The following is a 24,624-nucleotide window of genomic DNA, read 5'->3' on the forward strand; positions in this document are numbered from 1 at the left end:
CTATGCCAATGCTGATAAAAAACAGCAGTAAATATCTAAAAAAAGTTTGTTGTTAGTGAAGGGTAAATTATATGAATAAAAGTAAAGAAGAAATCGAATTCAGAATATTAGAAAGCAAAGGCAAGGCATTACTTGATCGTGAAATAATGGAAACATTTTTAAGTGCAGTACATGAAAGGCCACAAGCTCAAGAAATTGCTAAAAATCTGGTGAATACTTATGCAGGAGTAGGAAGGATTTTAGGTAGAGAAATGGATGACCTGAAAGTTATAGAAGGAGTAACTGATTCTGCAGTAGCAATGATTATGTGTGTTAAGGAAACACTAGAAAGAGTACTGAGAGAAAAGCTAAAAAGTGAGCCAATAATGGACTTACAAGGGCTAGTAGAGTACTTAAACGTAAGTATAGGCCACTCAGAAAGGGAATGTGTAAAAATACTGTACTTGAATAAAAGGCGCCAATTAATCGGAGAAGAATCCTATATTGGTGAAATGGAAAAAGCACCAGTATACATAAAGGAAATTACAAGAAAAGCATTAATAAAAGATGCAACATTAGTAATAATGTCACATAACCATCCTGGAGGGAGTTTAGAACCATCAGAAGAAGATCAAGAAGTAACGAAGAGTTTAGCAGCAGCATGTAGTACTGTAAGCGTTAGATTATTTGATCACATTATTATCACAAGTGGAGGCTATTTTAGTTTTAGAGAAAACGGATTGTTATAGCAGAAAGTATTTGCAAATCTACTCATTATAATTTATACTGAGTAATAGAATGTATAAACTAAGATTTATATACTTAAAAAGTATTTTTAATATGGGGGTTATATGACTAGTAAAGACAAGTTATTGAAGAAAATATTTGGTGCTCTTGAAGGCGTTGATATAAAGCAGTCTAAGTTTGTGAGCAAAATTAATAATCAGAAGGAGATAAAACCGGAAGATGCAATGCCTTTCCCTGGTAGAGAAGTTCGCGAAAACAAAATCAACTATGGGAAAGGATTTGACTATATTTATGGCACAAAACCTTTGAGTAATCAAGCAGATTATCCAGAAGGATTAAATCCATTTGCTTCAGCTTTGCAAAAAATAAAGCCAAATACAGAAAAGTTGAGCTGGTTTAAGAGTGCTGTGGTAAGAGCAAAAAATCCAAATGAACTGCACAAGGTTGTAGACGAAGCACTAGCTGCTGGAGCAAGGCTAAATGCATGTAATGATGGCGAATGGAGTTTTGCAGAATATGTAGTATTAGGTACACATTTTCACAAATTAGAAAAAAGTGATCGTAAAAAGCTAATACGAAAATTAATGCTAAGCGGTGCAGAGTTTCATGATACTCTACTACAGAATAAACTGATAGGTGAAATCTATAATGAGCTACAACCAGAAATTCAGCCACAGAGAGATAAGCAACTAGAAGAACTAGAAAAAGCTGGCGAAAGTGCTGTTCAAGAAGGATCCTTAATAGATTTCGAGATAGACAATACAACATCATATATAGAATTTTCTGATGATAGCAAGGTAGAGGTAGCCAAAATACTGAGAGAGTTAGGAAGTAATATTTTAAAAATTGGCAATGATGCAGTTGAGGTTAAAAGTGAGAAGGGAGGTATAAGAAACTATATCGATATGTCAGATGAAAGCTCTATTATATTAGAGTTTCCTACGAGCATTGGTAAGCTAAATGTTATATTGTACCACGATGTAAAAAAATATGATCAAGTACAAGTCAGAGTAGAAAACAAGGAAATGTGGGCTGAGTTACAAAAAAGAGGCGAAGAAATTGGAAAAAATTGCCTTTTTGCTGGAGTAAAACTTAAAGAAGCAGTAGAGAAAGGTAATTTCACTAGGTGCGGCATATGGAGTGAAAAGCAGAAGGAAGTAAGTGAAAAATTGTTTTCATGGGCAGACAAAGTACGTGAAAATAGTAAAGAAACTTGTAGAGCACTTTAATTTAAAGGTTCCAGAGTCTGGCTATTATATCTGGAGCCTTTGAGCTATAGTAGAAAATATTATATATGGTTCTTTGCGTGGAAAGAAGTCTAGACTATGAAGTAGGGCAAAAAGTAAAAAGTTGGAGGTTAGAGCGAGGGTATACTCAGAAGGATTTAGCTGAGAAAATTGGTGTAAAGTATTGGGTAATACTGCAATATGAGAAAGGGAATCGTAGAGTTCCAATTGAAAGGTTATATGCTATAGCTGAGGCACTATCAATCAGTATTACGGATCTCATTCCTGTATCAAATGAAAAAATCTGTTTTGAAGATAAGGGAGAGGAAATATTAGATCTAGTAAGAGAATATAAAAAGATTAATGATCAAGAGTTACGTAAGATATTTTGTTTACTAACCAAGTTTGTTCAAATTAGTGAGAAAAGTGGTAAAAAAGCAGAGAAAATAAAAATTGCAAAGGATCTGGTTAAAGCAGGAGTTTCTGTTGATATTGTTTCACAAGCAATTGGTCTCTCTGCTGATGAATGTGTTGAAGAAAAAATAGGTTCTATCTACTACAAAATAGGGAAAAAGATAAAGGAATGGAGACTGGTAAGAGAGTGCACTCAAAAGGATTTAGCAGAGAAAATGACTACAACACGTGATGAAATAGTATAGCATTTCTCATAATAGTCCGAACAGGTCATAGGAAGGCAGAATCAACAGCACGACGAAAGGATTCGAATAGAGGAATGTTTTTCCTGGCTCTGTTTTTTATAGCAAACCAATGATGCTCAATTTTGTTGAAATCTGGAGAATAAGGCGGCAGATACAAAATTTCTGCACCAACCCCTTTAGCAAGCTCGATAATCTTATCAGACTTATGAAAAGTAGCATTGTCAAGAATGACAGTCTGTCCAGGTTCCAAGATCGGTGTCAAAAATTGCTCAAACCATCCATTAAAAACATCCATATTACAGTGGCCTTCAAAGGTTAACGGAACAACTATCTTTCTTCCACTTAAGGCTGCAACCATACTGATTCGTTGAGTTTTCTTTCCAGATTTTAAGGCATAAAACCGCTGTCCTTTCTGGCAATATCCGTAGGGGTAGTCTTCGGTGTTATCAATGCCAGACTCATCTATATACACTAAGTTTTTAGGTTCTTTTGTCGCTATAATTTTCAAAAATTCAGCACGTTTTTCTTCGTTTCTTTCCTTGTATCCATATGTCTTTTTTTGCGCGTAAATTCAATTTTTTTAAGGGCTCGATAGATCGTTTGGATACTAACGTTGTTCCAAAGTTTAGCCATTTCCGATAGAGTCTTTCCTCCGTGTTCTCTGGCAAATTTGGCAAAGGTATCCCAGTCGGTAATTTTGTGATTGTAACCCCCATTTCCAAGTTTTTTTGATTGAAAGTCTCCTGTTTCTTTTCTTCTTTGCTGCCACTCCCATAAAGTAGTTCGTCCAATCTTAAATCTTGCTGCCACTGTTTCTCTGCTTTCTCCTTCGTCTAGCGCTTCCATTGCTTTTTTTCTTAAATCATAACTATATGCTGCTGGCATTCAACCTCCTTATCATCATCTACCCTTATCCTATCACATCCGGACTTTTATGGAAAGAGCTCTAAGAGGTTGTCCGGAAACAAGTAAAAGGCTATAATATCTGAAATTTTAGTACGGGGTAAAGATGAGAAAAAAGTATCCAACAGATCTAAGCGAAAGGGAATGGGCAAGAATAGAAAAACACTTCAGAGTATCATACAAGAAAGGAGGAAGGCCGCCAAAGTATAGCAAAAGAGAAATATTAGAAGCAATTTTCTATGTATTGCGTACAGGGTGTCAATGGCGGTATTTACCAAATGATTTTCCGCTATGGAAGACTGTGTATGAGCAGTTCAGGCAATGGAAGAAGCAGGGAATTTTTGAGAAAATGAATTATGAAATTACAAAATATAGTAGAAGAAAAATAGGAAGGAATGAGCAGCCGAGTGCCTGTATAGTAGATAGTCAATCTGTAAAGACTACAGAAAAGGGGGGATCAAAGGCTATGATGGAAGTAAAAAAGTAAAGGGTAGAAAAAGGCATATAATTACAGACACTCAGGGTTTTATACTAGGTTGTTACGTAGGCGCTGCTAACGAAAATGATAGAGATGGTATTAAAATAGCATTAAACAATATGAGAACAAAATATACTAAAGTTAAAAAAATGTGGGCTGACATGGGATACCAAGGAAGAAATTTAAAGAATCACATAAAGGAAGAATATGACATAGATATTGAAATTGTTAAAAGGCCTCCATGTAGATTTTGGGTGCACAAAGATACGCCACCTGAGCTACTACCAACAAGAGAACAAGGGTTTAAAGTACAGCCAAGAAGATGGGTTGTAGAAAGGACTTTTGCTTGGGTTAATAGGAATAGAAGGCTATCGAAGGAGTATGATTTACTCACAACATCCACTGAGAATTTCATATACCTAGCTATGAGTAGGGTTATGTTAAAGAGGGAATATGCTTGAATTTACTTGTTTCCGGACAACCTCTAACTTACATAAATCTAACTTCTATATAAATTTGCACTCTACAAAACAGCGATTATTTTTGGGTTCACAAGAGACCATAGAGGTTTGTTGTAATAAGAGTTAATTGGAAGCGCCTTTTGCTAGGGTTTAAGGTATGCCACATCCGTTCATTAAATAAGGGAGTACATAAAATCACAGAATAGTCTTAGAAACGCAATTACCGGTCGAAAACGTTTATTTTTAAAATTAGATCTACTTCATCAAAATTAATGCTGTTTATTCGAATACTAAAAATGCAATAGATTCAACTTTTATTGCAGTTTGCCAGCCAAAAAGATCATAAGAAACAAAGTTTTTCCGGTATTGCAGAGCGCGGCAAGAGTACAAAGGTTGGTTTTTCAGCCTTAAGTCACACTTTTCCTTAACTTGGCCGCGTACGGTTTATTGAACACTTTTCGTGATCAAGTTAAGTAGCTGGGGGAGAAAAAGCTGAACGTACCTGTTGCACAGCATTGTCATAATCCTTACTTGTTAATGGCTTCAAATCACCTAGTTTTGATGCTACTTTTTCTATTTCTCTATTTGTACTAGTCGTATTGTTTTTAGGATACTTAAGAGCTCTATTAAATAGTTGAAGATTATCTGCAGCCTCTTGTCCATGCTGAACCTTCTGTATTTGATCTAAAAGATCTATTTCACTAGTATCATCAAATGACTTAAGACTACCACTGATAAATTGAATCTTATTGCACATCATGCCTATATCAAAATCAGAGCCTCTACTGCTATAACTCCATATTGAATTTTTCTTATTATTTGTTCTTTTATATAACTCCGGTGTTGCCAGATTCTTGTCTCTAGGAATAATATCATTTTTATCACTGCAATACAGATCACCCTTTTCAGACATGTTTTGATAGTAACAATAACAGTGTAGAATTTCAAAGCATACTTTATATATACTCTCTTGAATATCCTGTATTTTTTCTATATCTCCACATTTTTTAACTACTTCTCTAAATCGTTCTTCATCATCTATACCTTTCTTAAACTCCAAGATTTTTTTCAATTTTTCACTATTTAGTTCTGTTTTATTAGCATTATCTTCTGGATAAACTGCATTTAAAATAGCAAGTAAGTGCTCTTCTTTAAGCGGTGATATGAAATCATTAAGTAATTTTTGGTAAACTTTAGACTGAAAATAATGAGCTATACTATTTACAGCGTATTGTTCTGCCTTATCTTTATCTATAACATTTTCATAATTACAACTAGTTAACTCTTTTATTAGAGGAGAATTTTGCAATTCTGTAAAAATAGATAGGTCATTAAGAACATTAACATAAAATTTCTCTTTTGTAATTTTTTCCTTCTCTAAATACTGCTTAATTGTAGAGTCACTTGAAATCAGATTAAATATTATACTAGATATATCATTTGAACCAATCTTTTGATCATTCGAAAATAATGACTGTGCGTGATCATATACTTCTTTAGCCCATGAATTTTTCTCATTAATGTACTGAGTTATTTGTTCTTTCTGCTCTTTACTTAGACCAGTAGTTACAACTAATTTATTTAATAAAGTTTTTATAGTCTGGTTTAGTTGGTTCAATTCTTCTTTTCTTTCTTCTTTTACGAATTCATGTAGATTTTCCATTATAAAATCTGTGCTACTTTTAACCTTATCTCCTGTTAAAGAAAGGATTTTCTTCAATGCCAATCCATTGCTAATAATATCTTTATATTTATAATTTTGAATTATATGTGCGTACGTTCTTTCATTTATCAATTCATCTTTTTTTTCGTTATTTTCTAGTTTTTTTACTTCTTGTTTAAACTCTTTGTATGAAGAATGCGTTTTGAACCAGTAGACAATTTTTGTGATAAATTCTAAAATGAAAGTTATCACGTGAGCTGAAGTAGGCAGATGATAATTCTTTTTTATATTATCTCTATAAGAATAAAGTATCTTATATGTATCATTTAGAACATCAATAAAATCGTTTTTTGTCTTTTGATTATCGTGATTATTTTGATTGTATAAATCCTCATACTCATTCCAGATAATTTCAATTAATTTATTTTCTAAATGATTAGAATGAATTTCTCCTGATGGCTCAGTATTTATATCAATATAATCTTGTATTTGTTTTGCAATCTTAGATCCAAGTCTTTTCACTAATTCTTTATGATGTTTCTTATCAGCTTTATTTAGAGCTTTAATGTAGCCATTTCTTGTTAGCTCATTAACATCAAAACTTACTTTTACTCCTGATTTTGTAACAAGATAAAAAATTGGCTGTTTTGCCCAATTTAACCCTCTATTTCTACCAAAAGCCTGTATAATTTCAGCAGGATCGTTAATATTGTCATCTGTTTTGTCTGTGATAAGGCCAACACTACATAAATTTAGATCATTAAATCCAGTAGTCTTTTCGCTAGTAATATAAGAGCCTATAAGCCCCTTCTTACATAGCTTATCAACTACTTTTTCAGTGTATTCTGCAGAACAATAATTAGGTTCATAATAATATTGTTTCGTTGTATCATCTAACGCCTCTATAGTACTTAATTTATGTTTTGTAAGATTCTTCTCTTTATCATGATTATCATCAGATAGTTTAAAGCTTTTTTCTTTTAAGTTAAAAAATGGCTTATTATCCTCAACTTTTGTAGCACTCTTTTGTAAACCATTAACTAAAAAGATAGTTTTATGCTTTTGACAAAATTCTTGTAATGCTAAAAGAGGACTATAGGAGCAGTTATCTGTCCCTAAATATTGGTTATGAATTCTTTTATCAAGTGCCCAATTATCAACAATCATTTTAAAGAATTCATCGTCATCATTCCTGGTTTGTAATAAAGCCTGTAAAACTCTTATTTCTTGAGTTGCTATACTCTCAGCTATATCTTGTGGAATACCTTCACTAATCAGATCTTTTGATATTTGATCCATGTGCTCTTCAGTATCTCCGATATTTTTGGATGATAATTTTGCCTTAACTTCTTTAACTAATGAGTCTAAATCGTGGCGTCTTTTGTAATCTAAAGTAATACTATCATAACCAGTGAGATATGAGATAGTATTTTCAATGATACCATGTAGAACATGAAATTCTTGATATTTTGCAGCATTACTGGAATAATCTACGTTACTTTCTATAAAATTTTCTGCTTTATTTGAATCATACCCATGATAATCAATCAAATAATTACGTAAGCCTGCTTTTCTCAATTCTTGTTTTGATTCTTCATATTTTTTAAATATAGCTTCATCTAACTCTGCTCCATGAGAAGATAAAAGACTTAATCCGAAAAAATCATATACATTTTCACGAGAAACTTTATTTCCGTTTTCGTATGCACTACCAACCTCATTACCATTTAGCATAAGATGAAAATTTACTACTGAGTCATGACTACCGCGTCCGACCAAACCTAGAAACTTTTCCCCTATTGGAAGATGAACATTCCATCTTATGCTTTTTCTAATATCACCTTCATTACCATCTGATACATAAAAAGGATCAGTAGTTTTTCTATAGATTACACATTCCTCAATGCTACCAATGCATTCATGTGCTGAGCTCAATCTTTCTTTCTCGATAATACTAGCAAACCATAGTGCTATCCTTTCTCCAAAATTAAATTTGGATCTCTTCTTAGCTGCCTGGATACGGCTTTTTGCTGTTCTAGTTTTTACAGCAGGTGATTTAGAAATACCCTGCTCTTCTTTTTCTTTAAGAGAAAGATTTATAATACAACCAACTCGTTTAGCAATGACTTCTGAAGGTGTAGCAGTTAAAAATGCGATAGGATTTTTTAAATTTTCAATATTTCTTTTATATAGTTCTATCTCAGTTGCCTTATGTGCTTCATCAACACTAATCCACCATTTATTATTTTTAATGAATATAGTTTCAAACTCACTTGATTTTTCTTTGAATAGAATATCATGAGTAGTGATGATATGTGAATTAGGATCTATATTATCAATTTTACCTTTATCACCTAATTTGACTTTATCAGTGATACTTTTTGGTAATAGCCTACAAAAATCTTCTCTTAGTTGATGTGCTAAAGCATCCTGATGAACTGCACAGACTCCATGATAACCTGCTAAATCTAATACAAAAGTCCATAGTGCTTGTGTAAATGATTTTCCAGATCCTGTTGCCATAGCAATTAATACATCAGGATTTTTTGTATCACCATTTACATAATTTATCATTTGATAAAGGTTGGATATATGTATTGGATAGAGATCAATTTTGTCTGGTCCACCGATAATATGCTCATCTATTTTAGTATTAAAAGCATAATTACCGTTATTATCACAACTAAACGTCAATTCATGTGAACTACATAAATCAAGGAAATCATCGTCATTATACTTATTTTTCGGTTTAAACTCAATGTTTTGAGTCTGAGTTCCTTGACTGCTATCACTTTCATAACCTGAATCTTCACGGTCAGATACTATAGTACCAGTAATCTTTACATCATATTTATCATCAGAGTTTTTTTCTATATGAATTTTGCAATTCTTTTTTCCTATCTTTACTTGCTTAGAAAATTTATCTGCCTTTTCTTCCTTAATTGACTCTGTTACGTATTCATTTAATGATAAGCCCCTCTTGTTATTTATAGTAAAATAACTGTTTTTTTTATCATTAATTATATCTAGCAAAAGGTATCCTAGATATACTTTTTTTCCCGCTTTAACAATATTTTCAATGTCTAGCTTCTGCTTTTCAATACTCATAATAGATTTTATATAATTAACAACATTATTTATGTACAATTATATGCAAATAGTATAAAAAGTCAATTAATACTACAGAATATCCTAATCATTGCTATTCAAGACCGCTTCGATAGAGGAAAAGGCATAAATATATGGTATAAGCTCATACAAACAGGCCGCAATAATAGGGTGTATACATCTAACTGCTATGGTTTTACAGTATTGAAATCAGTCAAAAAATCATCTCGTACATCATAAAAAAATTTCTCTACTTAAGTTTTGTATAACCTGTTGTAAGTAGAAAAAACAGAAAATTTTTGATTTTTTTTGAATACAGCAACATATAAACTTTATAAGTTCTATAGTGCATTTTTTATATTAACTAAATCTCTTAATTGATCGTTGTTAAATTCTGTAATCCAACTCTCGCCACTACTTATAGTTAGGTTTGCTAATTCCTTCTTGCTTTGAATCATCTCATCAATACGCTCTTCAAATGTACCTGTTGAAAGTAGCCTGTACACCATGACATTACGTTCTTGCCCGATACGATAGGCCCGATCTGTTGCTTGTGCTTCCACTGCTGGATTCCACCATAAATCGTAATGTATTACATGGTTTGCTGCTGTTAAATTAAGCCCTGTTCCACCAGCTTTTAAAGATACTATAAGAATATTTGATTGGAATGAATTTTGAAAGTCATCAACCATTTCGTCTCGTGCTTTACGGGACAGTCCTCCATGTAAAAATGGCACTTTTGATTCAAACCTTTCTTCAAGTAGCCTAGCTATAATCTCACCCATTTCAGTGTATTGAGTAAATATCAATGATTTTTCTGCAACTTCACCAATACTAATCAATATTTCCTCAAGCATCTGCATTTTACCGGATTGTTCAATACTCGCACGCTTTTTCTTGCCAAACTGTGATGGATGGTTACAAATTTGCTTTAAAGCATTGATAAGTTTAAAGATTAGTCCCTTACGTTCAATCCCTTCACTTTTTTCTATCTTCTCCATAGTTGTATCAACAACCTTTTGATAAAGCGCTGTTTGCTCTGAAGTGAGGGAACAATAACGATTATTCTCAATTTTATCTGGTAAATCCTGAATAATGCTTTTATCACTCTTAAGCCTACGTAACATAAAAGGGCTAGTGATTTTCATAAACCTTTCTAGACAAATTTTATCTCTTGCTTTTTCAATCGGTGTTGCAAAGCTGCTTTTAAACTGCTTAGGAGTACCAAGATAAGATTTGTTGATAAAGTCAAAAATGCTCCAATACTCAAGTAACCTATTCTCAACAGGAGTACCGCTCATTGCTATTCTATGCGTTGCCTCAATAGCTTTAATTGCCTTGGTTTGTTCGGTATTAGGATTTTTTATATTTTGTGCTTCATCAATCACGAGCAAAAACCAGCGAATTTTATTAAGTTCTTTTTTATCACGACGTGCAAGACCATAAGATGTTAGAGCTACATCATAATCACTTGCCAATTCTCGATTTTGTCCGTGATAGACGAAAAGCTTTAATTCTGGTGCAAAACGTTCCATCTCTCGTTGCCAATTACTTAATATGCTTGTGGGAGCTACTACCAAGACTCTGTCCCGATCCAAAAACCCTATATTTTTGCAATACAGAATAGCTGCTATAACCTGTAATGTTTTACCAAGACCCATATCATCAGCAATTATGCTACCAAACCCGTTTTCTATGTTCTGTATAAGCCAACTAAATCCGCGTTCTTGATATGGGCGTAGTTGTGCTATTAGATTATTTGGTGTAGTAACAGGTGTGTAAGTATTAAGTTTATTAAATAAGCTTGTAAGCTGCTGGTCAAATGCTACTTTAGTTTCATTTACTTCTCCTGTTAGAGCAGCTTGCATAAGCTCTGCTTGACTTAAATAATCAGGCAATTTATCAAGTTTTTTTAATAAAGCTTCTACCTCCTTATCATCCAAAAGCACATACTGATCGACTATTCGCACAAGCCCTCGGGAATCTTTTAGCAATTTTTTAAATTCTGTAACGCTTAATTTTTTATCTCCTATTGCTACTTTCCAATCAAATTTCAATAAATTTTCCAGCGTTAAAAAACTTTCGCGATCTTCTTTTATTTTATCCTTGGCAGACAAACTAAGACTTAATTGTGGTTTGAAGATTTTTTGCAAAGATTTCGGCAAGATAACCGTTATACCTATTGCTCTTAGTACTGGTACAATACCCAGGAATAAAGGTGCAAAATCATCTAAATTAAATGATAACTTGCTATTGCTATCAATCGATCTTTCTAATTCAGGTATGTATTCAGATAAGAGTGCAAGATCAGATAAAATACTAAGCTTTACGTTTTGATTAGAAAATGCTTTTTCCAGCTTTATGAATGACTTCTCATCATCCAGTGATAACTGTACCTCAAGTTCAAATTTTTCATGGTGATCTTTTATCATTAGATAGAATTTGTAAGGCTTATCTGCTAAATAAAGACGTGAAAGCCAGAGATTAATTGCTTGCGGTATTTCCTTGTTGCTAAACTCAGTAAACTTGTATGGTCTTCCAGTAAAGAATAATTCAAAGATGTCCTTATCTCCATACTTATCCAGAGATGCAGGAAAGTTATCTTCTATATACCCTAAAAGGATGAAAGAGATAGCAACATTTACTTGTTCCTCTGGTTCCATAGCGATTTCTTGATATTTAATCAATAGAGGCGGACAAATAGATGATATCTTGCTATGAATTTCCTTAACTGACTCATTAAACAACGCCGGAATCCACCTAATTATAATTTCTCCTCTTTTGTTTTGTAATACTTGTGGTATTAGCGCTGACTTTTCCATCAGCATATGTGCAAACTGTGAAATCATATGCATGAAGCGAAGTTCAGGATTAAGCCTGTGAAGTAACGAATTAGGAATGTCGTTTAAAAATCGCGCTATATCTTTCAATACATTTCTACTTAGCATAAATACATTAGTTGTACCATTGCTCACTTGAGTAAGGTAATGCTGATCATCAATGAATAGTTGAAATGTTTTCCAATTCTCAATATTTCCCCATCTTTTAATAAATAGCTCCTCTTCTGATAGTTCCTTCTTAGAAGCTGGATAGTACACTAACTTTCCTGCAGGATACTTTTGCCAGTGCTTATAAGCTATCTGTAAAATATTATGGAAGTTTTTTTCAAAAAAAAGTGGATTATCTGTTAAAATACTACTGATACAATCAAAAAGGTTAGGAATAGTTGATAAATCAATATCATTTAAAATTGCTTGGTTATGTATTCTAATTTTAGAACATGCCTTAAATATATCATCTATCTTTAAAATGTTTTGAGCATTTTCTAATTTTCCATTCCCAAAATCATCGATAAGTGCTGACAAATTACAATTATGAATATTAAAAATCATGAAGGGGTTTTTATCAATTTCTGCAGCAATAAGATAAATTACAGCAGCAATATGTTTACAAGGCATAGCCCAATCAGGACAGTTGCAATTTGCATTCATCTCTTCCCAATTTGAAGGAAACAATTTAATCCCAAGATCATTAAGCTTATCAAACAAGCTGGTTGGTAATTGCCTATTTATTAATTTAGATAGTATAGAAGGTGAAGTTTCAATAATTTGACGAATGGTCTGTTGTTCTGATGAGCTTAATTCATTGAGTATAATTTTGACTTTATATGGTTGAGGTTTTGAACCACGATATGGGTAAGATCCTGAGCTATGAACTTTAGCTGTAACTATGTGACCATTAATTTTAATACCAAAAGCTCGACCAGTATTAGCACAAGTTCTGCCACGTGGAAGACGGTTATCATAATCAATTCTATTGAAGCACTGAAGCCATTTCTCTCCCCACCATGTTCTTCCATAAATAGCCATTTTATAAAATCGTATATCTCAATATAAATAAATTGAATATTAATCTTATAGATAATTTTTCTAAATATATCAAACCCACCTTAGAGAAAACAACTATAGTGTTTCTTCAGAGCAAGCTACCAATTTTAGAACGAATTAACATCAATTAGAGGTTGTCCGGAAACAAGTAAAAGGCTATAATATCTGAAATTTTAGTACGGGGTAAAGATGAGAAAAAAGTATCCAACAGATCTAAGCGAAAGGGAATGGGCAAGAATAGAAAAACACTTCAGAGTATCATACAAGAAAGGAGGAAGGCCGCCAAAGTATAGCAAAAGAGAAATATTAGAAGCAATTTTCTATGTATTGCGTACAGGGTGTCAATGGCGGTATTTACCAAATGATTTTCCGCTATGGAAGACTGTGTATGAGCAGTTCAGGCAATGGAAGAAGCAGGGAATTTTTGAGAAAATGAATTATGAAATTACAAAATATAGTAGAAGAAAAATAGGAAGGAATGAGCAGCCGAGTGCCTGTATAGTAGATAGTCAATCTGTAAAGACTACAGAAAAGGGGGGATCAAAGGCTATGATGGAAGTAAAAAAGTAAAGGGTAGAAAAAGGCATATAATTACAGACACTCAGGGTTTTATACTAGGTTGTTACGTAGGCGCTGCTAACGAAAATGATAGAGATGGTATTAAAATAGCATTAAACAATATGAGAACAAAATATACTAAAGTTAAAAAAATGTGGGCTGACATGGGATACCAAGGAAGAAATTTAAAGAATCACATAAAGGAAGAATATGACATAGATATTGAAATTGTTAAAAGGCCTACATGTAGATTTTGGGTGCACAAAGATACGCCACCTGAGCTACTACCAACAAGAGAACAAGGGTTTAAAGTACAGCCAAGAAGATGGGTTGTAGAAAGGACTTTTGCTTGGGTTAATAGGAATAGAAGGCTATCGAAGGAGTATGATTTACTCACAACATCCACTGAGAATTTCATATACCTAGCTATGAGTAGGGTTATGTTAAAGAGGGAATATGCTTGAATTTACTTGTTTCCGGACAACCTCTTAGAGCTCCGCTTCTATCAGGGCATAGGATGACAGAAGTGGGCTTTAATAGCTGTAGTACTATAGCTGTTATACTCCAAAAGTAAGTATTAGATATAACAAATAGAAGAAATTAGATAGAATGATTAAAGGGGTAAGGATATAAAGGTTTAACTTAAAATAACCTGATAAAATTTGAATCACACTTCCAAGTGCTGGCACCCACGAAAGTAATAAAGTTGCAAAAATTAGCAAATTTTTTGTGGCTTTTGGCGTTGTACGTTTGTTTTCTAGTTTGTGGTATAATTCTCGCATTAAGATTGTTATTCTACCTAAGTACCAATTAACTGTTCCACCAAGGCTTGATCCTAGTACTCCAAAAAATAACATAAGTAGTAGATTGTGATGTGATCTAAAGTACAGCATAGCTTCAAACATAAAGCCTTGGTGTATAGGCAAGATTAACGATGATAATAGGCTGTCTTTAAACAGCAGAAAGTAATCTTCCATATAAGTTTACCAAGTTGTTGTACCATCTTCATTGTCAGAAATTGTAATCCCCTTTTGTTTCAACTGATCCCTTATTTTGTCTGCAGTATCGTAATTTTTATTTTTTTTTGCAATTTTTCTTAAGTCTATCAACCTTTCTATTTCTTGATGATTTACATCCACAGCAAACCACTCTTGATAACTTGACTCAAGAAGACCAATAAATCTGGCACTCTTAACAAAACTCTTAGTTAATTTAAGCTTTTCACTTTCATTACTCATTTTGTTGATTTTTGCAGCCATTTCATGTAATATAGCTAGAGCTTCAGGGATGTTTAAGTCGTTTTTTAAAGCGTCTATAAAATCTTTAGAAATCTCTGCGTTACTTTCATCAATATTCGTTGTATCTAAACCACGTGATAATCGATAAAATTTATTTAAGGTTTCCTGTGCATCAGAAATAACGTTTTCTGTCCAATCAAGTGGTTTTCTGTAGTGAGTTTTGAGCAGTGCATAGCGTATTACTTCACCCTTTATTCCACTATCTAGCAAATCTCTTACTTTGACTATATTAAATAAGGACTTGCTCATTTTTTCTTCATTTACTGTAAGAAAGCCGTTATGTATCCAGTATTTTGCAAACATTGATCCAGCAAATGCAGACTTACTCTGTGCAATTTCATTTTCATGGTGAGGAAATTGTAAATCTATGCCGCCACCATGAATATCAAAATCTTTGCCAAGGTAAGCATATGACATTGCTGAGCATTCTATATGCCATCCAGGCCTGCCCTCTCCCCATGGGCTATCCCAATAACTTGAAAGTTTGTAGTCAATATCACTTGCAGGCTTCCACAGCACAAAATCTCCCGGGTGCTTTTTATTTTCATTAACTTCAACTCTGCTACCTGGAACCAATTCATCAGTTTTTTTTCCTGATAAAGCACCATATTCATGGTAAGATTCTATATTAAAATACACGTGTTTGTCAGATTCATAAGCGTGGCCTGATTGCAGCAAATGTTCAATTAATTTTATAATATAATCTACGTTTTCCGTTGCTTTTGGTTCGTATGTTGGTTTTTTACAATTTATGCTTTCCATATCATCATGAAAAGCTTTAATGTAATATGTGGTTATACTTTCTATGTTGCTATTTTTTTCACTTGCTGCATTAATTATCTTATCATCAATGTCGGTTATGTTACGCACATAGGTAACTTTGCCATAACAAAACTTAAGTAGCTGAAATAACACATCATACACAACAACAGACCGTGCATTGCCTATATGTGCTGTGTCATATACTGTTGGTCCGCAAACATACATTTTCACATGATCTTTATCGATAGGTGTAAAAAGCTCCTTTTTTTTTGTTAAGGTGTTGTAAAGCCTAACCATATACGAAGCTTTTGAGAAAAGAAAATGCCCCAATGATAAGTTGTGGCCCTTTGACTACTACAACAAGAGTAAGCAATAGCCCACACAATGATATTAAAACTCCCAATATGGATAGAAACCCATCTTTACTCATAATGCCAAGCGAAATAAGAGTCGTACCAATTGCAGGAATGAAGTTAGTAAGAGGCAATGGAAGAGCTATCGATAATGCAGAAAGCAACATTACAAAAGCTAAAATCTTTTCACCAGGCCCATAGAAAATGAAAGACAGTCTTGGCTTCATGAATTTTTCTATTTTTTCTAATACAGGGGAAGTTTTCTCTACCACAAGAGCTAGTGTTGAACGCTGAAAAGATCTTCTTTCTAGCCAACTGGGCATCCAAGGAGAATCAAATCCAAATAGAAGCTGCAGTGAGAATAAGATTAAAGGTATAGAAAGAATAGTTGTATAACCAGGTGGAACCGGTATAGGCACCGATAGCGGCAAGGAGAAGATGATTATTAAAATACCAAAACCACGCTCATGCAAAGCTGTTTTAATGTCAAACAAAGTTACTTTATCGCTATCATTGTTATTGGTATCTGCAACTTCTTTTAGAATATCAGAAGCTAATTTATCACTTTTAGTCAACTTATCATTTTTTGACACGAAAAACCTTTGATAAAAATAATTCTTAACACAATTATTGTTTTATTTCAATATGCATTATTCATTTTGCGCTAGTAATTCGTTCTTTTGTTAAAGTGTTGTAAAGCTTTTAAGAAGAGAAAGTGCTCCGGTTATAAGTTGTGGTCCTTTGACTATTACAACAAGAGTAAGCAACAACGCGCACAATGATACTAAAACTCCCAATATGGATAGAAACCCGTCTTTACTCATAATGCTAAGTGAAATAAGAGTTGTGCCAATTGCAGGAAGGAAGTGAGTAAAAGGTAATGGAAGAGCTATTATTATTGCACAAAGCAACATTATAAAAGCCAGAATCTTCTCACCAGGCCCATAGAAAATGAAAGACAGTCTTGGCTTCATGAATTTTTCTATTTTTTCTAATACAGGGGAAGTTTTCTCTACCACAAGAGCTAGTGTTGAACGCTGAAAAGATCTTCTTTCTAGCCAACTGGGCATCCAAGGAGAATCAAATCCAAATAGAAGCTGCAGTGAGAATAAGATTAAAGGTATAGAAAGAATAGTTGTATAACCAGGTGGAACCGGTATAGGCACCGATAGCGGCAAGGAGAAGATGATTATTAAAATACCAAAACCGCGCTCATGCAAAGCTGTTTTAATGTCAAACAAAGTTACTTTATTGCTATCATTGTTATTGGTATCTGCAACCTCTTTTAGAATATCAGAAGCTAGTTTTTTATCTTTAGTTAGTTTCTCACTTTTTTGCACAATTATCCTTTAATAAAATATTCCTCTTAAGCTAACATAGTTGTTGCTGTATTTCAATATTTGTTATTTATTTCATACCAACACTTCATCTCTTTCATTCTTTAACCTGACTAAGTTTTTAAACAGATGACATGCACTAAGGTGCATGTCACGAAGTATGAGGACGCTAACGATCTGGTTCATTAGACGATAATTTTTCTGAGTCCTTAAGCTCCTGTTTAAGGTTTTTGATGCCTTTTCCTAAATCACCCATAACTTGCGGTAATCTGCCTGCACCAAACAGAACTAAAATTATTATTAAGACTAGAAACAATTGCCATGGTCCTAAACTCATTTTCACCTCCATTTAAAATATTGACCTTTAAATATTAAAACTTGACTGAAGTCAAGTAACACATAGATTATATCACCTTTATTTAATTATAAATCAAGGTTTTTTAATTATTTTATAACAATCCCAAACTAGATTATTTTCTTGCAGCGAATAAGTGGAAACTTTTCGCTTAACTGTAGAGTAGAAGAGAGCTCACTAAAAAACTTTGCTAGCGTATCATCTTTAGGCTTATGGTATATATCGCTAGAAACTCCTGATTGAATAATTTTACCATTTTTCATTACGTAGATAAAATCTGCAACTTTCAATGCTTCTTGCGGGTCATGAGTTACCATTAGCACAGGGATATTTTTACTTCTGAAAAGGGACAATATATGTTGTCTTATTCGGCACTTGAGCAGTATATCTAAATTAGAAAATGGTTCATCTAACAACACAACATCAGGGTTTTGTGCCATCACTCTTGCTATTGCAACTAATTGTTGCTGTCCTCCAGATAAGGCGTTAGGGTACATATTTTCATATTTTTCTATATTGAGTAACTTCAAGATTTCCAATGCAATTAGGTGCTTTTCTCTCTTGGAAGAGCTGCGGATAGCAAAGGTTATATTTTCTACTACTGTTTTATGAGGAAATAATGCAGAATGCTGAAAAATCAATCCGATATTTCTATGCTCTATAGCGACTGATGCCTTATTACTTGCAACTAACCTATCATTTATAAAAATAGTTCCAGATTTTGGATTTTCTATCCCCGCAATTAATTTCAAAATTGTTGACTTGCCACAGCCAGAATGCCCCAATAAACATGCAACATTTCCTTTCTTTACTTTAATGTTTATATTGCTTAAAGCAAAGTCGTTTTGATTGTTATAGAAATAACCAATATTGTTAACTAGCATTAATCTTACTTAAACCATGTTATTAAATATAATAGCATTATACTCAAGAAGTACAGAAATGTTTTTTGTCGTCATAAATTGGTTATGCAAGAAATCTAGAAAAGAAAGGATTTTTTGCTATAACTTTACATGAATGGTAGGAAACACGGGACTATAGCTCAGCAGGATAGAGCGTTGGACTCCTAATCCGAAGGTCGTGCGTTCGAATCGCACTAGTCCCACCACATTGCTTCACAAATTTTATGGAGATTTTTTTTCACAAATACGCACACCTTTTTTTGCGGGTTTAAGATATAAATTCCCTAATAATAAAACGGGTTTTGTGTCATTCCAGTACTCCTCTCTTATAATTCACGTATTTAAGAATGACTTCTGCTAAACCTTTACTAATTCCAGGTACGTTTTGAATTTCAGCCAGAGAAGCTTTGCTTATATTTTTCACTGAACCAAAATAAGACATCAACGCTTTTTTTCTTTTGTTGCCAATGCCGGGTATTTTGCTTAATTGTGAAACTATAAACTGTTTATCGCGTTTTTTTCTATGTGAAGTTATCGCAAAACGGTGGGCTTCATTACGCAGCGATTGTAAGTAAAGCATGACTTTGCTGTCATTTGCCAGACTGAATTCTTCCCTGCCCAGCATATAAAATCTTTCATTTCCTGCGTTACGATCAGGACCTTTTGCCATACAAGCAAAAGGAACGTTTATATTCAATACTTCCAGTACATTCTGTACTATGGAAACATGTCCTGGTCCACCATCAATCAGTAAAAAATCAGGTATTATGCCTTTTATATTGCCGGAGAAACGTCTGGTTAGCACTTCCCTCATCATTTTATAGTCATCGCCTGAAAATTTTTCCTTTATAGTAAATTTTCTGTACTCACTTTTTAAAAAACCCTCCTGCCCTGCAACAACCATTACACCAATTTGTTGGTTTCCAAATATATGGCTATTGTCATAAACCTCAATACGCTTTGGAATGTTTGGTAACAAGAAGATTTTGCTAAGCTCTTCAAGCTTTTCTAGGTTATTTCTATAATCGATAAGCTTCTGCTCTAAGCTATGCTGAGAGTTATCATAAACAAATTTCAATAAATCACGCTCTTTTTTATTCTTTGCATGCAGAACTTTTACTGGCTTTTGAGCAACCTTATATAGTGCTTGTTCTATAATTTCCTTATCCACAATAGAATCTGGAACGTAAATTTGTATTGGAGGTATGTTAGCTGAATTATAAAAATTGACCAAAAAGGTGGATAAAATTTCATCATTTGAGTGATCACCACAGTTCTCGGCAAAGTAAGGAGTGCTGCCGTAGTTGTCTTTATTTCTGAACGATAACACACTAATACATGCTAGATCCTCTTCACGTACAATACTGAAGAAATCTGCATCTTTTTCAAAAGAAAAATCCGTGTGCTGTATTTGAATTTGCTCAAGAAACTTTACCCGATCTCTATATATAGCAGCAAGCTCATAGTTTTCTTCACTGCTGCACTTTCTCATTGTGAAAAGTAACTGTTCTTTCACTTCCTTATTTCTTCCAAGCAATGTATTTCGTGCCTGTTTTACTGATTGGCAGTAGTCGTCTTTTGTGATTTTGTTTATGCATGGTGCTGAGCAGCGCTTAATTTGATATTCAATACATGGTCTTTTTGTTGAGGAAAAGTATTGATCTGAACATACTCTTAGGAGAAAAGCTTTTTGCAATGACAATATAGTTTGCTTAACAGCAGCGGCAGATGTAAAGGGACCATAATAATGAAACTCATTTTTCTTAAATTTGCCTCTATATTTTGCTATTCTTGGATAATCGTGCTTGGAAATTGTTATATAAGGATAAAATTTTCCATCCTTGAGCACAATATTATAAAGTGGTTTCAATGATTTTATTAGCTGTGCTTCAAGAAGCAGTGCTTCGATTTCATTCTCAGTGATGAATATTTCAACCTTAATAACCTGTAAGAGCATAACTCTAATTCGTTCAGAAAGGTTTTCGAATTGAAGGTAGTCGGATAATCTCGACTTTAAGTTTTTTGCTTTTCCAACATATAAAACTTTATTCTTATCTCCGACCATCTTATACACGCCACAGGACTGTGGAGATGATTTGATTTGTTCTTTATATTGCCTGAGCATTTATCCATTGCTTAACCTGTATGAGGTTAAAATCTGCTACTAAATGAAAGATGGAAACTACATTTTCAAGCAAAGATAATCTGTTTCTTCTCAGCTTATCAGAATCACAGTTAATCTTTATACTGTCCATAAACTGATTGATAAACGGAGCAAAACCAGCAAGTTCATCAAGTGCTACATTAAAGTGGTTATTTTTTATCGCTTGTTTTATGTTTTTACAAGCAGTTATAGCACAATTTGATAGCGCAATTTCTTCACTTTCAATCAAAAACCTCTTACCGTAAGATGCACTATAAGTAGTGCCATCACTTTTCCTTGCTTTGCTCATCATGTTACTGACTCTTTTGTAAGTGCTTAGAATTTGTTCACCTTCTGGAGTACTAAGATAACGATCCAATATAACAGTTTGCTTTTCTGCTGTCAGCAGATCATTAATATCGATTTTATATAGTATTGAATCTACAACATCTTGCCTTATATCTCTATTTTTTAAAATAACCTTGAATCTTTCTAAGCAAAATCTAAATACTAGTTCTGAAATTTGTTTTCTATTCGGCTTATCAACCGACGCTGTATTTTTATTAAATAGAAGCCTTGAATATAAAGATACTGACTTGTCTATCATTAGCCTAATTGGAACATGCAAATTATTTTCAAGTATTGTCCTAATTATACCAATTGTCATTCTCCGCAAACCAAATTGATCATACGAACCAGAGATTTTCTCACCTGCTGCAATTAAACCAACTAAGCTATCCACTTTGTCTGCAATTGACACAGCAATTGCAGAAGGAGATTTAGGACACTCCTGCTCTGGCCCGATTGGCTTATAATGCTCAGTTATAGCTTCCACTATTTCTCTATCTTCTTGAAAATAAGAAGCATAATATCCACCCATTACTCCTTGTAATTCTGGAAACTCTCTTACTATCGATGTTGCCAAATCAGCTTTTGCCAAATATGCAGCACGTTCAACTTTTATCAGCGAAGCATGTGGAATAAATATAGCTATATACTTTGACAAAGCCGTAATACGCTTCACCTTTTCCCCCACGCTGCCAAGTGAAGCATGAAATAATATTGAACCTAATCTTTTGACATAATAATCTAGATTTTCCTTTTTATCTTGAGATATTAAAAATTGGGCATCAGCAAGACGTGCTTCTAATATTCTTTCGTGTCCTTTAACAACTTCACCATTGTTGACGTTGACAACAGTGACAAAGTGTGAAATTCTCTTTCCATTACTTAAAGCAAGGTATTTTTGTTGTGTATTAACTATACTAAGTATTACTTCCTTCGGTAATCCAAATGACTTTTCTTGATTCACTTCACCAAACAGTACGATTGGCCACTCTATAAGCCCTGTCAATTCATTTAGTAAATAATCATTTTTCTCAAGTTGTAAATTCTGCTCTTTTGTGAATTTATTAATCTGATCTAGTATAAATTGCTTTCTTTTGTCCATTTGGAGAATTACACTGTTTTTTTCTAGCAATTCAAAATAGTCTTTAGGTGTTTTAACAGTAAGCGCCGTACCACTTGAGAGAAATCGATGGCCATATGTTGTGTTAGATGCTGTAATCCCTGCAAAAGATACAGGTATTATTTCATCATTTAAAATGCATAAAATGTTTTTAATTGGCCTAACCCACCTTTCTTTTCCTTTGCCCCATCTCATACTTTTTGGCCAAGAGAAATTTTTTAATATTTCTCCTAGTTGATTTTTAAGAAACTCTTGAATGTTAAATGAGCAGCTTTCTCTTTTAATGAAGTAAAAATCCTCATTATTTACTTTTCGAACGAGCAAATCTTCTTCATTTTTCTGATATTTTCTTAAAAAACCTTCGATAGCACTTTTTGGTGCGTTAATGTTTGGTCCCTTAACTTCGTTATTGGAATCCTTTAGCTCCAAAGCATTTATGTTGTCGACAAATAGGGTAATGCGACGTGCCGTTATAAAAACCTCCATTGATGTAAATTTTACATTATTTTTGTTAAAAACATTGGCAATACAGCTCTTAACTTGAACTGTAGCTGAATTCTGCATTCTCGGGGGTATTTCTTCTGAAAGGCACTCAAATAACAACTGCAACGACATACGCTATTTACTCATGTACAATTCACAACATTTTTTTGTTAGCTCTCTAACTTTACCAATATAAGCTGTACGTTCATTCACACCAAGCACACCTCTTGCATCAAGCAGATTAAGTAGGTGACTAGTTTTAATACATTGGTCATAAGCTGCCATTGGTAGCTCCTTTTCAATAAGGAACTTACACAATTTTTCCGTATCTTCGAATTGCTGCTGTACCACTTTAGTATCATAATAATCTAACGCTAGATAAGAAAATTCATATTCTCTTTGTTTAAAAATATCTCCGTAAGTTACACCGTTATCGTTCCAAATTATATCGTAAACATTATCTACACCTTGTATGCACATTGCTAAACGTTCCAACCCATATGCCACCTCACCAGGAATCATCTTGCAGTCAATCCCTCCAACTTGCTGTATATAAGTAAGCTGTGTTACTTCCATTCCATTGCATGTAACTTCCCATCCAAGTCCTGATGCACCAACACTTGGGTTTTCCCAATCATCTTCAACAAACTTAATATCATATTTTTCTGTAGATATGCCAAGAGCTTTTAAGCTATCTAAATAGACGTCTTGTAAATTATTACCAGATGGCTTTATTATAACTTGATATTGGTGATGTTGATACAAGCGATTAGGATTATCACTATAGCGCCCATCTGATGGCCTAATTACTGGTTGTAGATATGCAATTTTTGTCGGTTTTGTATCAATTGCAGACATAATTGTTGCGGGATGTAATGTACCAGCACCAACTTCAGATGTGTATGGGTGAAGTATAACGCACCCTTCACCAGCCCAAAAATCTTGTAACTCTTTTATTATACTTTGTAAGTTCACACAAATTGTACACTTTTTATACTAAATATATAAATAAATAAGTACTATTCAATATTTATTTTTTTTGCAGCACTATGTAAATAATCACCTAAAACTGCTGAACTTTCCCTCACATACTGAATTATGCTTTTATTTAGGACAATTGCATCACGCATAGTTAAATCGCAGAATATAAATGCTGTTAAATACAGTAAAATCACCGCATAAAATGTGTGAAAAATCCCCTCAAATGTAATTGACATTGCATTATTATAGCTGAGCTGTATTGAACTTATTGGCCATGGTTTTATCACTTCTACGACATTAAAAAATACGTAAGGTATCATAAGAAAAAAGAAAAAGTGCATAAAATCATTAAACCAAAATGGGCATTGAAACATCTGCTTACATATACTCCCATAGAGTTTACTTACAGCATAATAAATTGACATTATTGCTGGCATTGAAAGTGCTACAGTCAATACTTGCCCTGACGCTATTTGTATTACTATGTCTTCACCACTGTTTGCTGAAGGGTCCTGAGCATGAAAAATAAATATTCCAATTAATTGCATTACTAACATAACTATTGCCAATTTTGTAAAAACAGCAGCTACAACTACTCCTGAATTTGGCATTTTATATAGTAAATATTCGCCTCCATATGTAAAAATCAATATAACATCGACAATAAATAATATTAAAAAAGAAGACCAATAGTTCTGCCAACCTGGTAAATATCCTATTCCCAAAAAAGAGCTTACTGTTTTAGCAGGAAAAACCTTGCCTAGCATCTTCCCCAAAAATTCAAAAAAAATCCCCATGCCCTAAGTAACACTTGGTTTATATTATTTATAATACTGTATTGTAACGGACTTATCAATAACTTAAAACATGTAT

General features: G+C 33.5%; 15 protein-coding genes, 1 tRNA gene and 3 pseudogenes. 6 read left to right on the top strand and 13 right to left on the bottom strand.

Annotated elements, in window-relative coordinates; translation table 11 throughout:
- The first annotated feature begins 71 nt into the window (after positions 1 to 71).
- The 3 genes and pseudogenes from OPR52_RS04600 to wmk all read left to right on the top strand — a co-directional run.
- Positions 72 to 728, top strand: a complete 657-nt coding sequence (locus tag OPR52_RS04600) for a JAB domain-containing protein (protein WP_265037738.1) — start codon at positions 72 to 74, stop codon at positions 726 to 728.
- A gap of 102 nt (positions 729 to 830) precedes the next feature.
- A complete protein-coding gene (locus OPR52_RS04605; RefSeq protein WP_265037736.1) occupies positions 831 to 1,955 on the top strand; it encodes a hypothetical protein in 1,125 nt (374 codons plus the stop codon).
- Between the two features lie 65 nt (positions 1,956 to 2,020).
- A pseudogene (gene wmk / locus OPR52_RS04610) lies at positions 2,021 to 2,605 on the top strand (WO male-killing family protein Wmk); the annotation flags it as partial.
- A gap of 31 nt (positions 2,606 to 2,636) precedes the next feature.
- Here the strand turns inward: wmk and OPR52_RS04615 are convergent.
- Positions 2,637 to 3,496 (bottom strand): IS630 family transposase gene (locus OPR52_RS04615; protein WP_265037751.1). Its coding sequence is split into 2 segments (ribosomal slippage): positions 2,637 to 3,172 and positions 3,172 to 3,496, totalling 861 coding nucleotides; the frame shifts between segments, so codons are not numbered across the junction.
- Positions 3,497 to 3,620: 124 nt separating this feature from the next.
- Here OPR52_RS04615 and OPR52_RS04620 point away from each other — a divergent pair.
- A pseudogene (locus OPR52_RS04620) lies at positions 3,621 to 4,453 on the top strand (IS5 family transposase).
- Between the two features lie 469 nt (positions 4,454 to 4,922).
- On the opposite strand, the gene OPR52_RS04625 reads toward OPR52_RS04620, so the two are convergent.
- Together OPR52_RS04625 and OPR52_RS04630 are read right to left on the bottom strand one after the other, a co-directional pair.
- Positions 4,923 to 9,224, bottom strand: a complete 4,302-nt coding sequence (locus tag OPR52_RS04625; protein WP_265037842.1) for a DEAD/DEAH box helicase family protein — start codon at positions 9,222 to 9,224, stop codon at positions 4,923 to 4,925.
- 341 nt (positions 9,225 to 9,565) lie between these two features.
- A complete protein-coding gene (locus OPR52_RS04630) occupies positions 9,566 to 13,093 on the bottom strand; it encodes a DEAD/DEAH box helicase (RefSeq protein ID WP_265037844.1) in 3,528 nt (1,175 codons plus the stop codon).
- A 207-nt stretch (positions 13,094 to 13,300) separates the two neighbouring features.
- On the opposite strand from OPR52_RS04630, the pseudogene OPR52_RS04635 reads away from it, so the two are divergent.
- Positions 13,301 to 14,133: pseudogene (locus tag OPR52_RS04635) on the top strand (IS5 family transposase).
- Positions 14,134 to 14,226: 93 nt separating this feature from the next.
- Here OPR52_RS04635 and OPR52_RS04640 read toward each other — a convergent pair.
- The 6 genes from OPR52_RS04640 to OPR52_RS04665 form a co-directional block, all read right to left on the bottom strand.
- Positions 14,227 to 14,646, bottom strand: coding sequence for a YqaA family protein (locus tag OPR52_RS04640; protein ID WP_265037847.1), 420 nt, complete (start codon positions 14,644 to 14,646; stop codon positions 14,227 to 14,229).
- A 6-nt stretch (positions 14,647 to 14,652) separates the two neighbouring features.
- Positions 14,653 to 16,026, bottom strand: a complete 1,374-nt coding sequence (cysS, locus tag OPR52_RS04645; RefSeq protein WP_264723211.1) for a cysteine--tRNA ligase — start codon at positions 16,024 to 16,026, stop codon at positions 14,653 to 14,655.
- Entirely contained in the window at positions 16,019 to 16,675 is a 657-nt protein-coding gene (locus OPR52_RS04650; RefSeq protein WP_265037850.1) for an exopolysaccharide biosynthesis protein, read from the bottom strand. The genes cysS and OPR52_RS04650 overlap by 8 nt, the downstream gene beginning before the upstream one ends.
- Positions 16,676 to 16,765: 90 nt before the next feature.
- Positions 16,766 to 17,422, bottom strand: a complete 657-nt coding sequence (locus tag OPR52_RS04655) for an exopolysaccharide biosynthesis protein (RefSeq protein ID WP_265037852.1) — start codon at positions 17,420 to 17,422, stop codon at positions 16,766 to 16,768.
- A 166-nt stretch (positions 17,423 to 17,588) separates the two neighbouring features.
- The gene (gene tatA, locus OPR52_RS04660) at positions 17,589 to 17,756 is read right to left on the bottom strand and encodes a twin-arginine translocase TatA (protein WP_006013840.1); all 168 of its coding nucleotides are present in this window, start codon (positions 17,754 to 17,756) and stop codon (positions 17,589 to 17,591) included.
- A gap of 128 nt (positions 17,757 to 17,884) precedes the next feature.
- The gene (locus OPR52_RS04665; RefSeq protein ID WP_006280146.1) at positions 17,885 to 18,658 is read right to left on the bottom strand and encodes an ABC transporter ATP-binding protein; all 774 of its coding nucleotides are present in this window, start codon (positions 18,656 to 18,658) and stop codon (positions 17,885 to 17,887) included.
- A gap of 147 nt (positions 18,659 to 18,805) precedes the next feature.
- Here OPR52_RS04665 and OPR52_RS04670 point away from each other — a divergent pair.
- Positions 18,806 to 18,882: transfer RNA gene (locus OPR52_RS04670), tRNA-Arg, on the top strand.
- Between the two features lie 101 nt (positions 18,883 to 18,983).
- Here the strand turns inward: OPR52_RS04670 and uvrC are convergent.
- Genes uvrC through OPR52_RS04690 form a run of 4 tightly spaced genes read right to left on the bottom strand, consistent with a single transcriptional unit; the run spans position 18,984 to position 24,548 of the window.
- Positions 18,984 to 20,801: an excinuclease ABC subunit UvrC gene (gene uvrC, locus OPR52_RS04675; RefSeq protein ID WP_182318997.1), complete on the bottom strand. Its 1,818-nt coding sequence runs from the start codon at positions 20,799 to 20,801 to the stop codon at positions 18,984 to 18,986.
- Positions 20,785 to 22,902 carry a glycine--tRNA ligase subunit beta gene (gene glyS / locus OPR52_RS04680; protein WP_077188494.1) on the bottom strand — a complete coding sequence of 706 codons (2,118 nt, stop codon included), beginning with the start codon at positions 22,900 to 22,902 and terminating at the stop codon, positions 20,785 to 20,787. The genes uvrC and glyS overlap by 17 nt, the downstream gene beginning before the upstream one ends.
- A 3-nt stretch (positions 22,903 to 22,905) precedes the next feature.
- A complete protein-coding gene (locus tag OPR52_RS04685) occupies positions 22,906 to 23,745 on the bottom strand; it encodes a glycine--tRNA ligase subunit alpha (protein ID WP_077188493.1) in 840 nt (279 codons plus the stop codon).
- 44 nt (positions 23,746 to 23,789) lie between these two features.
- Positions 23,790 to 24,548 (bottom strand): phosphatidylglycerophosphatase, encoded by a 759-nt coding sequence (locus tag OPR52_RS04690; RefSeq protein ID WP_265037855.1) that lies wholly within the window; start codon positions 24,546 to 24,548, stop codon positions 23,790 to 23,792.
- Positions 24,549 to 24,624: the final 76 nt, after the last annotated feature.

This window comes from Wolbachia endosymbiont (group A) of Hylaeus communis (genome assembly GCF_947251915.1).
Lineage (GTDB): Bacteria > Pseudomonadota > Alphaproteobacteria > Rickettsiales > Anaplasmataceae > Wolbachia > Wolbachia pipientis.

Bases quoted from the DNA above. Each gene is read 5' to 3' on its own strand.
- OPR52_RS04600 (WP_265037738.1), top strand. From the start codon at position 72: ATGAATAAAAGTAAAGAAGAAATCGAATTCAGAATATTAGAAAGCAAA.
- OPR52_RS04605 (WP_265037736.1), top strand. From the start codon at position 831: ATGACTAGTAAAGACAAGTTATTGAAGAAAATATTTGGTGCTCTTGAA.
- OPR52_RS04625 (WP_265037842.1), bottom strand. From the start codon at position 9,224: ATGAGTATTGAAAAGCAGAAGCTAGACATTGAAAATATTGTTAAAGCG.
- OPR52_RS04630 (WP_265037844.1), bottom strand. From the start codon at position 13,093: ATGGCTATTTATGGAAGAACATGGTGGGGAGAGAAATGGCTTCAGTGC.
- OPR52_RS04640 (WP_265037847.1), bottom strand. From the start codon at position 14,646: ATGGAAGATTACTTTCTGCTGTTTAAAGACAGCCTATTATCATCGTTA.
- cysS (WP_264723211.1), bottom strand. From the start codon at position 16,026: ATGGTTAGGCTTTACAACACCTTAACAAAAAAAAAGGAGCTTTTTACA.
- tatA (WP_006013840.1), bottom strand. From the start codon at position 17,756: ATGAGTTTAGGACCATGGCAATTGTTTCTAGTCTTAATAATAATTTTA.
- OPR52_RS04665 (WP_006280146.1), bottom strand. From the start codon at position 18,658: ATGCTAGTTAACAATATTGGTTATTTCTATAACAATCAAAACGACTTT.
- uvrC (WP_182318997.1), bottom strand. From the start codon at position 20,801: ATGCTCAGGCAATATAAAGAACAAATCAAATCATCTCCACAGTCCTGT.
- glyS (WP_077188494.1), bottom strand. From the start codon at position 22,902: ATGTCGTTGCAGTTGTTATTTGAGTGCCTTTCAGAAGAAATACCCCCG.
- OPR52_RS04690 (WP_265037855.1), bottom strand. From the start codon at position 24,548: ATGGGGATTTTTTTTGAATTTTTGGGGAAGATGCTAGGCAAGGTTTTT.